We start from the raw sequence: 13176 nt of genomic DNA, 5'->3' as shown, positions 1-13176 counted from the left end.
TGTGTTATTCAAAAGTGTGAAAGAAAGACGCCCGAGGAGGGGTAAAACGTTGCCTCCGCTCAGGCCTTTAAATGTAGGGATTTATTCCCTAATCCATTCCTGGGTCCGGTACAGCCCGGTCCAGTGTTTCCCGCGCACGTAGAGCACATCGGGATGTTTATCTTCGTACCAGACCGAAAGGCGGTAGGTAGCTCCTTTTTGGGGGTCCAGGATGGTGCCCCCCGTCCATTCGCCGGCAGCGTCGCCGTCGGCCTTCAGGTCTTCAACGATGACCATCCCGAGGATGGGCTGGTTCTTTTTATGGCCTTCGCAGTCCGAACAGACCGCCGTGGTATTGCCGGTCAGGATCTCCACGACTTTCCCGTAGTACGCGCCACCTTTGGCGTATATCTCTACCACGCTCTTGGCCTTTCCCGTTTCCTCGTCGGTGGTGGTCCACCGGCCTTCCGGACTGCCGATCTGCGCAGATAATTCGCTGATCGCCAGGAAAGAGAGTATGATAAGCAGGTACTTCATCGCTTTGATGGTAGTATAACGGGCCATGGGGTGGGCATGGTGTTGCGTTAAGGTATTTTATTTGCTATACCCTATTGCCCCGTAATAAAGCGATGCGCGCAGCAGCGGAAAACCGCCCGAATTTCGCAACGGTAGCTTCCCCACCGGGAATGTACCGTACCCCTTAGCGACCGGTCACGATCTTGCCCTCGCGGTTACCGACCGTGATCTTGCGGCTGTCCTCCAGCCAGACCTGGATCTGGGGGCAGGAGTGGTAGCGTTCGTCCACGTTGATGAAGGTGGAGCCAACTTTTCGCTGGATCCAGTCGCTGAGGTATTCCTGCTGCTTGGCGTTGCGGGTGGCGTCCTGGATTTTGGCGTAATCCTGGCTCAGGGTAGCCCGGTGGGGGGAGGTGCGCGATTGCAGCTGCACGATGCGCAGCAGGGGGTCACCCGAGGGACCGCGGAATTCCAGTACGTCGCTCAGGGAGTCCAGCTCCAGCTCATCGATGGCGAAGTAAATGTCGGGGTCCAGGTCGCCGATCTCGAAGAAGGTATTCCCGCTGGCGGGGTTCGACATCCGTCCGTCGTTGTTGTAGCTCTGCACCTTGTCGTAGCCGAAGCGCTTGACGGCGTAGCTGAAGTCAAAGGAATCCACCCGGATGAGGTTGGCGATGCTGTCGAGGAACTGCCGGGACTTCTCCAGGTCCGCCTCGGTGATTTCGGGCTGCATCAGGATGTGGCTGACGCGGATGGAGTTTCCACGGCGCCCCACGAGCTTGATCAGGTGGTAACCGAATTCGGTTTCGACCACGCCGCTGATTTCGTCGGGGTCGAGGTTGTAGGCCGCCGCTTCAAATTCGGCCACGAATTTGCCGCGCTTGGTCCAACCCAGGTCGCCACCGCCCCGCGCGCTGCCGTCGGCGCTGAACTTGCGGGCGGCTTCCTCAAAGGTGATTTCCCCGTTGATGATCTGCTCCCGCAGGCTCTCCAGCTGCGCTACAATGGCCTGTTTGGTGGAATCGTTGGCGGTGGGGCGGACGACGAGTTCGCCCACTTCCACTTCGGAGTTGAAGTAGGGCAGGCTGTCGCGGGGAATGCCGGCGAAGAAGGATTTCACTTCCGCCGGAGTAACCTTCACCTCGCGCACCACCGAGGCGCGCATCCGGTCGACGGCGAGCTGCTCGCGCAGGTCCTCGCGGAACTGCTCCTTGGTGGCGGTGATGCTCTGCCCGTAGTAATCCTCGAACTGGTTGATGTCGCCGCCCATATAGCTCAGGATGCGGTCGATCCGGGCGTTCAGCTGTTGCTCCACCTCGGAGTCGCTCACCTCGATGCTGTCGAGTTTCGATTGGTTGTAGAGGAGCTTGCCCACCAGGGTCTGGTCGAGCATGGCGCAGCGGGCTTCCGGCGGAATGGGGGTGTTGCTCTGCGACTGCGCCAGGGCGTACTGTTCCTCCAGGTCGGAGAGCAGTATGTATTCACTGCCGACGCGGGCGATCACCTCGTCGATCACGGTGCCCTGCTGGGCAAACGCGCTGGCGGTCAGGAGGCACAGCAGGAGGGCGAGGATGTTGTTCATGTTTCCGATTAACGGTTGGTAAAAAATTCAATGTTGTCGCGGTGGAGTTCCCGCTCGAAGATGTCTTCGCGCGTACGCTCCAGTACTTCCCGCTTGCGGGCGTGCAGAATGGCCCGGCGGGCCTGGTTTTCCACGTAACTCAGCGGGGCGATTTCCTTGCGCCGCTTCATTTCGAAAAGGCGAAAGTAATACCGGTGGGTCCCGTCGAGCTGACTAAACTCCCGTTTTGAGTTCACATTCTCGGGCGTAAGGGTGCCCTCGGGCAGCTGCTGGGCAATTTCGTCGAGGCCGTACCAGGCCGAATCGTTCAGCAGGGCCACCTCGGCGTACTTGCGGGCGTAGAGGGCCAGGGCGGCGGTATCCTGGGGTTTTCCGTTGTTCCAGAGGTCCTGCAGCTCCTCCTCTTTCGGGGTGGGGAAGGGTACCCGCATGAAGAGGCAACGCACGATGGGCTTCTCTAGTTGGTATTGCTCCTTGGTGGCCTCGTAGAATTCCACCAGTTCTTCCTGGCTGATCACGCTGTCCAGCTTGGTGCTCACCAGTTGTTCCTCGTAGCTGCTCCTTACCAGGCTGGCGCGGTAGTCGCGCACCAGGCGGTCCAGATTCAGGTCGCTAGGGGTATGCTGTTCGCTTTCCCAGAGCAGGATGGCGTCGCGGGCCCACCGGTTGGCGAAAGCCTCGATGATGACGGCACTGTCGGCCGCCGTAGCGCCCTCGGGGAACATGCCCTCCATCTCCGAGAGCCGCAGCTCCCGCTGGTGCACACGCGCGAGTACCGGATCGTCGGGGTTCTCCGGCTCCGGTTCACCGCAACCCACGGCCGCGGCCACCACCAGCATTGCGGCGGCTATGGCGTGGGAATACCTCAAGGCTTGATCAGTTTGGCGAGGACTTTCTTGTTGCGCTGGACGGTAAACTCCTTGCGCAGGCTGGCCACCCACTCCCGCTCCAGCTGGTCCTGGTAGTCGGCAATGACGTAGCCCCGGGCCTCGTGGAGTTCCTTGGGGCGGGCGGGCAGTACCTCCGCGACAATTGAAAAGCTTTGCGCACCGGTGGTCGCGTCGGTTTCCGGAGCGGTGCGGCTGCCGGCTTCCAGTTTGATTCCTTCGGGCAGCCGGTCGGCCTCGTAGAGGGATTCACCGCTCGCTACCGTTTCCGGGCCGAATTGCTCGACTACGCTTTCCCGGTCGTGACCGGTGGCGTAGTCCATAACCTCGGCGGCGGTGGGGCCGCCACTGCTGATTTCGTAGGTGATCACCCGCGCCCGGGGGCCGAAGCGGTAGTCGTCGCGGTGGGCCTCGAAGAAGCGCTGCAGGCCCAGGGTATCTTCACTGGCCTTGTCCCAGACCTCCAGTTTGGTGGCTTCGAAGAGGAGGATGCCCTCCCGGTATTCCCGCATCAGGGCGCGGAATTCGGGGAACTTTTCTTCCAGCTGGGCTTCGGCGTAAGCCTTTACCTGTTCGTCGGTCCAGCCCTCGAAGAGTACGTCCACGGCTTCCGCCGGGGTGTAGCGGCGCTCCAGGCTGGCCCGCAGGCGGGCGTTGCGCATCAGGTAGGCGTTGAAGTCACTGGAGGCCAGCTTCCGGTCGCCGATGGTCAGCAGCACGGGGTCGCCAGCCGGCTGGTTCAGCGCGGCGTCGAGCTGGAAGAAGTTCGAATCCAGTCCGGCGATGTAGGCCTCAAGGTTTGCGTCCATGGTGGTCGTTCCGTACTCTTTTTCCAGCCGTTCCAGCAGGGCCCGCTGGGCTTCGGCGTAGCGGGGGTCCTGGCGGACGGTGGCTTCCAAAAGAGGGCGCTCGTCGTCCAGGGGTTGTACGCCGCGGCGGGAAACGCGCTTCAGAATGTGGAAGCCAACGGGGCTTTCGATCACGGGGCTGACGGCACCGTCCTGCTCCAGGGCAAAGGCGGCGCGTTCAAAGTCCTTGTCGTAGCGGTTGATGCCGAAGAAGCCGATGTAGCCCCCCTGGTTGCGGGTCTTGTCGTCCTCGCTGTAGGTGGCGGCTACCTCCGCGAAAGGGGTGCCGGCGTCGAGGGCCTTGCGGGCTTCTTCCGCTTTGGCGCGGGCCGCGGCCGCGTCGCCCTCGGGGTCCTTGCGCAGCAGGATGTGGGCAATCTCCACTTCACCGTAGGCGGGCCGGGTAGCGTGCTTCAGGGCGAGGTGGTAGCCGGCCGGGGTGCGGACCGGTCCGATCACCGCGCCGGTGCGGGCTTCGTAGAGCGCCTTCTCCAACCGGTGCATGCCGCGGGGCAGGGGAGCGCTTACGAATCCGATGCGGCCGCCTTCGCTGCGGCTGTAGGTGTCCTGGCTCAGCTGGGTGGCCATCTTGGCGAAATTCTCCGCGGTGATCCGTTGCTGCAGCTCCCGGGCGCGCTCGTAGACGGCCAGGGTATCGGCGGGATCGGAGGAGGGGATCGAGAGCAGGATGTGGCTGAAGTCCACGTCCTCCTGCTTCCGCGCGTAGAGGTCGCGCACCAGCTGGTCGGTGACCTCGCGGTCGATCAGGTAATTGTCGGCCAGTTGCTTGCGGTAGCCCTCCAGTTCCTGCTGCAGGGTGGCTACGGTGTCGAGGCCCATCTGCCGGGCGCGGGCGACCTTGAGCTTGAATCGCTCGTAGAGGTCGAGGTATTCCAGGACGCTGGCGCGGCTGAAGTCGGCCGAATCCCCGTTGGTTTTGGTGTAGATATAGCGAAATTCACCCACCGTAACCGGCGACCCGTCAACGGTAAAGAGGACGTCGTCGTCGTTCTGTGCCGCGATGGGCAAGGAGAGGAACAGCGCGCAGGCGAGTCCGAGAATAGACTTGATCATGTATGACAGTTGTGTCCAGAAGCGTTATGCCGCCCAGCCAACGGGAAGCGCAAAAGTAACCATTTTCGGCCGCTGCTTATTGTGACGGCCCCGGAGCCGCCCGGAAGGGGGCCGCTTCGTACTTTCACGCCATGCCGATTCCGCCCTGGTCCGAACTGGCCGCCCGCCTGTCGGGTGAGCTCGAAACCGATACCCTCTACCGCATCCTGTACGCCACCGACGCCAGTGTGTACCGGGAGGTGCCCCGCGCCGTGGCCTTTCCCCGCACGGAGGCCGACGTGGTGGCCTGCGTTGCGTTCTGCCGCGATCACCGCATCCCCATCACCCCCCGCGCCGGGGGTACCAGCCTGGCCGGTCAGGCCGTAGGGAATGGCTTGGTGGTGGACGTGAGCCGCCACCTGCGCGGCATCCTGGAGATCAACCCGGCGGAGGGCTACGCCATCGTGGAGCCGGGGGTAATCCGCGATCAGCTGAACGCCGCCCTCCAGCCCCACGGGTACTGGTTCGGCCCCAACACCAGCACGGCCAACCGCTGTACCCTCGGCGGCATGTTCGGCAACAACAGCTGCGGCAGCACCAGTATCACGGTGGGCAGTACCCGCGACCACGTGCTCGAGGCCCGGGTGGTGCTGGCCGACGGGAGCCTGGTCACCGTGGGCGCCGGCGCGCAGGTGCCGGATTCACCCCGACTGGCCGCGGTCCACCGCTTTCTCGACCGCCACCTTACTGATCCCGAGCAGCGCAGCCGCATCCTGGCGGCCTATCCCAAGGCCGGCGTAACCCGCCGGAACAACGGCTACGCCCTGGACATCCTGGCCGGACAGTCGCCCTACGACCCCGCCGGCCCGCCCCTGAACCTCTGCACCCTCCTGGCCAGTTCGGAGGGCACCCTGGCCCTGACCACGGCCCTGAAGGTCAACATCCTGCCCCTGCCCCCGGCTGGGTCGGCCGTGGTGGCCCTGCACTTCCGCAGCATCGACGCCAGCCTCCGCGCCACCCAGCTGGCGATGGAGTCCGCACCCTTCATGTGTGAGCTAATGGACGATACCATCCTCCAGCTCGCCCTCCAGAACCACGACCAACGGAAGAACGCCGCCTTCGTGGAAGGCAACCCCCGCGCCCTGCTGCTGGTGGAGTACCGCGCCGCCACCGACGCCGAGGCCCTCCGGCTGGCCCGGGCCCTCGGCGACCGGCTAACCGAAACCGGGCGGCTCCCGGAGCCCCCTTACGCGGCACCCGCGCTCGCCGGCTCCGAAAGCACCAATAAGGTCTGGAACCTGCGCGCAGCCGGCCTCGGCATCCTCGGCAACATGGTGGGCGACGCCAAGGCCGTGGCCTGCATAGAGGATACCGCCGTGGCGCTGCCCGACCTGGCGGACTACATCGCAGAATTCGAGGAACTGATGCGGCTCTACCAGCAGAACCCCGTCTTCTACGCCCACGCCGGCGCCGGGGAGCTGCACCTGCGGCCCATCCTCGACCTGAAAAAGACCGCCGACCGAGAGCGCTTCTACGAAATCACCCGCGACGTGGCCCGCCTCGTCAAGAAATACCGCGGCAGTCTGAGTGGGGAGCACGGCGACGGCCGGGTACGAGGACAATTCCTCAGCGAGATGCTCGGCCCCGAGGTATACGCACTGCTCGTCGAACTCAAGCGCACCTGGGATCCCGAAGGCATCCTCAACCCCGGCAAGATCGTGGAGGCACCCCCCATGAACGAAAGCCTCCGGTACGAAGCAGACCCCCCCGATCCGGTCTACCATACCGCCCTGGATTTCAGCCACGAACAGGGGATCCTGCGCGCCGCCGAGAAATGCAATGGCTCGGGCGATTGCCGGAAACTCACTGGCGGGGCCATGTGCCCGAGCTACCGCGCCACCCTGAACGAAAAAGACAGCACCCGGGGCCGCGCCAACGTATTGCGGGAAGTACTCACCCGCAACCAGCGCGAAGACCCCTTCACCCACCCGGCCCTGGCCGAAGCCATGGACCTGTGCCTGAGCTGCAAGGCCTGCACCAGCGAATGCCCCAGCACGGTCAACATGACCAACCTGAAGGCCGAATACCTCTACCAGAAGCAGCAGACCGAAGGCATCTCCCTCCGCACCCGCCTCATCGCGGCCAACGAAACCCTCTACCGGCTGGGGGGCAAGATGCCCCGCCTGGCCAATGCCGTGCTGGACCTCACCGCACCCCTCATGAAGCGTGTGGTGGGCATCGCTGCGGAGCGGTCCCTGCCCCGCTTTCCGGAGGAGTCGCTGCGGACCTTCTACGACCGGGAGCGCCCCGCGGCGGCGGGCAAACGGGGGCGGCTATACTTCTTCGGCGATGAATTCATCAACTACCAGGACGTGGCCGTCGGTCAGGCCGCCCTCCGCCTCTGGTGGAAGCTGGACTACGAGGTCATCTGGCCCCGCCACGCTGGTAGTGGGCGCGCCCAACTGAGCAAGGGACTGCTGCGGGAAGCCCGCCGCCGGGCCGCCGACAACGTGACCTGCTTCCGCGACCGGGTAGGGGAGGAGGCCCCCCTGGTGGGACTGGAACCCTCCGCCATCCTGGGCTTCCGCGACGAATACCCCAAACTGCTGCGCGGCGAATTGCAGACCCAGGCCACCGTGCTCGGCACCCACAGCTTCACCTTTGACGAGTGGCTCTACCGGGAGTTCAGCCTGGGGCGGCTCTCCGCCGCCGACTTCGGGCTCCAGCGGCGGGAACTCTTCGTCCACGTCCACTGCCACGAGAAAGCCCTCGGCGAGGCCGGCAAATGCGCCGCGGTACTGTCGCTGCCCCCCAACTTCTCGGTAACCCTCCTCGACAGCGGCTGCTGCGGGATGGCGGGCAGCTTCGGCTACGAAGCCGAGCACTTCGCGGTCAGTCGTACCATCGCCGAACAGTCGTTGCTGTCCAAACTGCGGGACCGCCCCGCCGGAGCACAAATCGTCGCCTCCGGCACCAGTTGCCGCCACACGGTAAAGGATGAACTCGGCGAAAGGGCCTGGCACTCCGCCGAGGTGCTGCTCTCGAGTTGGTAACCCCGGGTTACACCCCGATGGCCAGCGACCACCCCCGCCGCACGGCGACGTAGCGGATCACCACCACCGTGGCGATGGCCGTGAGGGTGCTGAGGGTTGTCAGTCCGGAAAGGGACTCCAGGCCGAGGTACACCACGCCCCCGGCCAGACAGGCCGTAGCGTAAATCTCCTTGCGGAAGATGAGGGGCACCTCGTTGGTCAGTACGTCGCGGAGCACGCCGCCGAAGACCGCCGATACCACCCCCATGATGAGGCATACCTCCACCGGGAAGCCCGCCGCCATGGTAGTCCTCACCCCCAGCACCGTAAATACGGCAATGCCGACGGTGTCGAACAGGAACATGCCCCGTCGCAGCTTCACGATGGTCTCCCGAAAGAGGTAGGCGAGCAGCAGGCCGATCGCGATGGCCAGCAGGTAGTGGCGATTGGTGAGCCACCCCACCGGCGAGCGGCCGATCAGCAGGTCCCGGATGGTGCCCCCGCCCAGGGCGGTGACGAACCCGATGATGAGGGAACCCACCAGATCAAATTTCTTGTCGATCGCGGTCAAAACACCGGAGATGGCAAAAACCAGGGTGCCGATCAGGTCGAGGGGGTATATCCAGTTCACGGGGGGGAGTTAAGGGAAGCCAACGCTTTGCCCCCGCGCCCAGTTGCCCCCGCGGATTAATTCCAGAGGCGGATGCGGGAAAGGGAAAGGAGTAGAATTCTGCGCATGAGACGGAAAATTTTGGTTGGAGGTAGGATCAGGTAGGCAAATGCCCCTGATAGCGGCTACGGCCACAGAATGGGCAGGCCGCAACAGACGCGCAAAGGACGCTTCCGACTCCGCGGATTCCTAAAGATGTTTCGACAATTGTTACGAGTGGAGGCGTTGGTGTGCTGGACGGACAAACCTGAGCTACTTCACCGTCCGGCCGAACCCCGAAAATGGTTGACCTGGGGATTACCGGGGTTGCCCGTCATGCGACGCAGGGTAACGAGCTGGCCGGTGTGGTAAATAGCGTCGGCCAGGGGGCCGTTGATGAGGTTCCAGACGGGGAATTCCGAATACTGTCCTCCCGAAGAAAACCGCAGCCGTTGCTCGCCGAGTTCCGTGGACGATTGGCCGCTGAACAGTGCGCTGGCTTCCGCCAGTCCGCGGAGGGTCCGCTCCCGCAGGGCGGGGTAGGTGGTCGGAGCGGGCTCCGCCTCACCTTTTCCCAGGGTGTCCCGGCGGGCGGCGGCGAGGATCATCCGGGTCAGGCCATCGATGTGTTCCAGGGTTTCGTGGGCGTTCCGCGCCCCTTCGGTGGGGCGAAAGGTCAGATCCTCCTCCCGCAGGCCTTCGGTAGCCCAGTAGTAGCGAAAGCCCAGGGCGTCGACCATCCGCGACAGCACGGTGCCCGCGGCGTAGTCGGTGGGGTAGGCGGAGATGTCCGCGTAGGGCAGTAGGCTATCGGTCTGGGCCGCGGAGCGCAGGAGCGGGGCAACGACGAGGAGCAGCAGGGTGAGGTAGCGCATGGCCCAAAGGTAGGCAGTGACTTTCCACCTTGAGGTCATAGGTCGATCGTCTGCACCGATCCCCCGTCAACCCGATAGTTGGCCCCGACCACGAAGCTGGCCCGGTCGGAACAGAGGAAGGCGATCACCGCGGCCACCTCCTCGGCCTCGCCGCGGCGGTGGAGGACCAGGTGGGGGCGCTGCTCGTTCAGGAAGGTATTGATGGCCTCTTCCCGGGAGGCGTCCAGTTTCTTGGCCCGCTTGTCCATCATGCCGTCGGTCATGCCGGTGGCGATGAAGGCCGGGGCTACGGAGTTGATGCAGACGCCGTCGATGGCGTACAGCTGGGCCGTGCCCTTGACGAAGGTGAGCAGGGCAGCCTTGGCGGCGTTGTAGACGGCCTCGTCGGAATAGGGCTGGGCCACGTTCTCGGAGGTGACGTACACCACCCGGCCCCAGCCGCGCTGGCGCATGCCGGGGACGAAACAGCGGGCCATCTGTACGCCCGTCAGGAAGTCGATTTCGAAGGCTTCCCGGTAATCGTCGATGCTGACGTCCTCCAGGGGATCCCCCTTGGCGCCGGTCACCCCGCAGGTGTGGACGAGGATGTCAATTTCCCCGGCGGCTTCGGCGACCTTTTTAACGCCTTCCTCCAAGGTCAGGTCCGCCACCACCGTAGTGCAGCGGTCTCCGCCACCGAGGCGGTCGGCGGTTTGTGACAGCCCATTGCCGTCGATGTCGGTCAGGATGAGGTGGACGCCTTCTTCGAGGAGGAGGCGGGCGGTGGCTTCCCCCATGCCGCCGGCGGCACCGGTGATGAGGGCTTTTCGGTCTTTGATTTTCAGGTCCATGCAGCTGTAACCGGGCGGCCGAAGCGAGGTTCGGCCGCCCGGTTGCGGGGGCTGCGCTACTTGTTGGAGAGCACTACGTACTCCCAGGCGCCCAGTTCCCGGCTTTGTCCGGGCTGCACTTTTACCTGCTCGTTGGCGAAGACGTCGGTGTAGGTCCCGGCGTAGTCGCCGGTGCCCAGCTCGAAGGATTGGGGGGTGGCGGAGAGGTTGATCATCACCACCACGCGGTCGCCGTTCTTCTCCCGGGTAAAGGCGTAAACGTTCTCGTCGGTGCCGGTCTGAATCTTGACCAGCTCCCCGCCGTGGGGGCCGTTCCAGAGGGCCTGGTTGCGCTCCTTTAGTTCAAAAAGGGTGCGGTAGAAGTCGGCGTATTTGTAGTTGCCCCACTCGACCTCGTCCTTGGTGAAGAACTCGAACTGCTTGTCCACGGCTGATTCCTGCCCAGTGTAGATCAGGGGCATGCCGGAGAAGGTGGCGGTCAGCACGGCAAAGGCCTTGTGGCCCTCGCCCATGCGCTGGAATTCGGTGCCGGCCCAGGAGTTTTCGTCGTGGTTAGAGGTGAACATCATCTTGTAGCCGCGGTCGTAGAGCGAGTCGTACTTGGCGAGTACCCGGTCGATTTCCAGGGCGGTGACGCGGTCCTCGGCTTCGCTTTCCTCCCGGGCGATGTTGCTCAGGTCGGTGGTGGCGGCCCGGTGGGCACCCTGGCTGCGGGCGATCTGGTTCAGCACGTGGTGCATTTCCCAGCCGTAGTCCATCACGAAGGCACCGTTGTTAACGATCTCCGGCACTTCGGCTTCGGCCAGCATGAACAGAGGACGAATCCGGTAGAGGGAATCGGCGGCCTGCTCGATGAAGTCGACCGGAATGCCGTGGGCCACGTCTACCCGGAAACCATCAACGTTGGCTTCCCGCACCCAGAAAGCCATGGCGGCGATCATGCTGTCGCGGAGCTCCGGGTTGTCGTAGTTCAGGTCGGCCACGTCGGTCCATCCCCAGCTTTCCCCGGTGTGGGGGTTGATGGGGTCGGTGATCTTCCCGTCCTTCTTGGTGTAGAAGTCCGGGTGCTCGGTGATCCAGGGGTTGTCCCAGCCGGAGTGGTTCGGGATCCAGTCGATGATGGCGTACATGCCCGCGGCGTGGATGGCGTCGATCATGGATTTGAAATCCTCCATGGTGCCGAAGTCCGGGTTGACGCCCTTGTAATCGGCCGCGGCGTAGGGACTACCCAGTTCTCCCTTGCGGTTCTTTTCGCTGATGGGGTGGACGGGCATGAACCAGAGAATATCGACGCCCATTTCCGCCAGCCGGGGAATGTGGTTCTCGAAAGCGGCAAAGGTTCCTTCGGGAGTGAAGTGGCGCAGGTTTACCTCGTAGATGACGGCATCTTTTTCCCACTCGGGAATGCGGGGCTCCACCGCCAGGTCGGAAACCTCGGTGGTGGTGGAAACGAGGTCGGCCTCGGCCCGGCGTTCGCAGGCGGTAGCCAGCAAACCAACGGTCAGGAGAGGGAGGAGGGAAAACAGGAATCTTTGCATTGCACGAATTTACTAGGACCTACAACGCCCGGTAACTCCCAGGGTTGGGACCTCCCCCTTCTTACAACCGATTCCCCCTCCGGCAGGGCATAAATTTTCCGATCCGATTGGACAATTCCCCGGCGTGGCTAACTTTGTGTAAGATTAGACTAATTCCAGATAACCGACTTGACCCCATGAATTCCAACCGCCCCACCAGCGCCACGATGCGCATCCTGCACCGTTACCTCGGCTTCTTTCTGGCCGGCATCATGGCCGTGTACTCCATCAGCGGCGTGGTGCTCATCTTCCGGAACACCAACTTTCTGAAGCAGCAGGTGATTGTGGAGCGGCAACTGGAAGCCGGGCTAGCGCCCGAAGCCGCGGCCCAGGAGCTGCGACTGAAGGAAATATCGGTTGAGCGTGAGGAAGCCGGGGTACTTCACTTCAAAGGGGGCACCTACGATGCCGCTTCGGGGCTTGCCACTAAGGAGGAGATGAAGTTGCCCTTTCTGTTGGACAAGATGACCGACCTGCACAAGGCAAACACCAAAAGCCCCCTGTACTTCTTCAATATCTTCTTCGGGCTGTCGCTGCTGTTCTTCGTGATCTCGGCATTCTGGATGTTCCTGCCGGCCGGGCGCGTCCTGCAGAAGGGGCTGATTTATACGGCAGCCGGTGTGGCCCTCACCCTCCTGTTGCTCTTCGTGTGACGGATTTGCAACAATTTGCCGCGGCCACGCGATTATGTCACTGACATGGGTGAGCTAGCGGACTTTTTCTTCCACATCGACGACAGCCTGCGGCAGGCCACCCTCCTTTACCCGGTGGCTACCTACGGCTTGCTGTTCGCGGTCATCTATACCGAGACCGCATTCTTCCCCCTGGCGCCCTTTTTCCCCGGTGATGGGCTGCTTTTCGCCATCGGCGTGCTGTGCGCCGGAGCCCTGCTCGACCCCTGGTTGATCTTTTTTCTGCTCACGATTGCGGCCACGCTGGGTGCCTGGACCGGCTACCGCCTGGGCCGCCGCCTGGGGCCGGTACTCTTTGAACGCTTCCGCTGGCTCAACCGCGGGCACTACGACCGCGCCCACGTATTTTACCGCAAGTACGGAGCCACGGCCCTGTTCACCTCCCGCTTTCTGCCCATCGTAAAGGCCCTGGTACCCTTCATTGCTGGCGTGTCGGAGATGGACCCCGGCCGCTTCGGTCGCTACAACGTGCTGAGCGCCGCCCTCTGGGTGGGTTCTTTGGTGGCCCTGGGCTATTACCTGGGCAACGTGCCCCTCATCCGCGACCACACCAGCTTGCTGGTGATCGGGCTGGCGGTCATTTTCGTGGGCGGACTGCTCATTTCCCTCCTGGTCAAGTTGCTGCGCCGGATGGGGCGGCGGGTCTGAACCTTTCC

Annotated in this window: 11 protein-coding genes; 3 read left to right on the top strand and 8 right to left on the bottom strand. The window is 63.5% G+C overall.

All coding sequences use genetic code 11. From position 1 onward, the window contains the following. Positions 1-81: 81 nt before the first annotated feature. From CGL56_RS07850 to CGL56_RS07835, 4 genes are all read right to left on the bottom strand, one after another. Positions 82-516 carry a DUF2147 domain-containing protein gene (locus tag CGL56_RS07850; RefSeq protein WP_099106095.1) on the bottom strand — a complete coding sequence of 145 codons (435 nt, stop codon included), beginning with the start codon at positions 514-516 and terminating at the stop codon, positions 82-84. A 163-nt stretch (positions 517-679) separates the two neighbouring features. Then, on the bottom strand, positions 680-2077 hold the full coding sequence (locus tag CGL56_RS07845; protein WP_099105970.1) for a peptidylprolyl isomerase: 1398 nt from the start codon (positions 2075-2077) through the stop codon (positions 680-682). Positions 2078-2085: 8 nt separating this feature from the next. After that, positions 2086-2946 (bottom strand): hypothetical protein, encoded by an 861-nt coding sequence (locus CGL56_RS07840; protein ID WP_245184065.1) that lies wholly within the window; start codon positions 2944-2946, stop codon positions 2086-2088. Continuing rightward, entirely contained in the window at positions 2943-4886 is a 1944-nt protein-coding gene (locus tag CGL56_RS07835; protein WP_099105968.1) for a peptidylprolyl isomerase, read from the bottom strand. The genes CGL56_RS07840 and CGL56_RS07835 overlap by 4 nt, the downstream gene beginning before the upstream one ends. A 131-nt stretch (positions 4887-5017) precedes the next feature. On the opposite strand from CGL56_RS07835, the gene CGL56_RS07830 reads away from it, so the two are divergent. Further along, positions 5018-7918, top strand: coding sequence for an FAD-binding and (Fe-S)-binding domain-containing protein (locus CGL56_RS07830; protein WP_099105967.1), 2901 nt, complete (start codon positions 5018-5020; stop codon positions 7916-7918). 7 nt (positions 7919-7925) lie between these two features. On the opposite strand, the gene CGL56_RS07825 is transcribed toward CGL56_RS07830, so the two are convergent. The 4 genes from CGL56_RS07825 to CGL56_RS07810 all read right to left on the bottom strand — a co-directional run bounded on the left by CGL56_RS07825 (position 7926) and on the right by CGL56_RS07810 (position 11789). Beyond that, entirely contained in the window at positions 7926-8528 is a 603-nt protein-coding gene (locus CGL56_RS07825; protein WP_099105966.1) for a trimeric intracellular cation channel family protein, read from the bottom strand. A 296-nt stretch (positions 8529-8824) separates the two neighbouring features. Beyond that, complete coding sequence (locus CGL56_RS07820; protein WP_099105965.1) at positions 8825-9421, bottom strand: DinB family protein; 597 nt, start codon at positions 9419-9421, stop codon at positions 8825-8827. Positions 9422-9456: 35 nt separating this feature from the next. Continuing rightward, the gene (locus CGL56_RS07815; protein WP_099105964.1) at positions 9457-10251 is read right to left on the bottom strand and encodes an SDR family NAD(P)-dependent oxidoreductase; all 795 of its coding nucleotides are present in this window, start codon (positions 10249-10251) and stop codon (positions 9457-9459) included. A gap of 56 nt (positions 10252-10307) precedes the next feature. Then, positions 10308-11789 carry an alpha-amylase family glycosyl hydrolase gene (locus CGL56_RS07810; protein WP_099105963.1) on the bottom strand — a complete coding sequence of 494 codons (1482 nt, stop codon included), beginning with the start codon at positions 11787-11789 and terminating at the stop codon, positions 10308-10310. 176 nt (positions 11790-11965) lie between these two features. Here CGL56_RS07810 and CGL56_RS07805 point away from each other — a divergent pair, with 176 nt between their 5' ends. Both CGL56_RS07805 and CGL56_RS07800 read left to right on the top strand, forming a co-directional pair. Further along, the gene (locus CGL56_RS07805) at positions 11966-12481 is read left to right on the top strand and encodes a PepSY domain-containing protein (RefSeq protein ID WP_099105962.1); all 516 of its coding nucleotides are present in this window, start codon (positions 11966-11968) and stop codon (positions 12479-12481) included. A gap of 45 nt (positions 12482-12526) precedes the next feature. Beyond that, on the top strand, positions 12527-13168 hold the full coding sequence (locus CGL56_RS07800) for a DedA family protein (protein ID WP_099105961.1): 642 nt from the start codon (positions 12527-12529) through the stop codon (positions 13166-13168). The last annotated feature ends 8 nt before the right edge of the window (positions 13169-13176 follow it).

This window comes from Neolewinella marina (assembly GCF_002631205.1).
Classification (GTDB): Bacteria; Bacteroidota; Bacteroidia; order Chitinophagales; family Saprospiraceae; genus Neolewinella; species Neolewinella marina.
The sequence above is the reverse complement of the archived record's forward strand: the minus strand, read 5'-3'. Positions and strand labels throughout refer to the sequence as shown.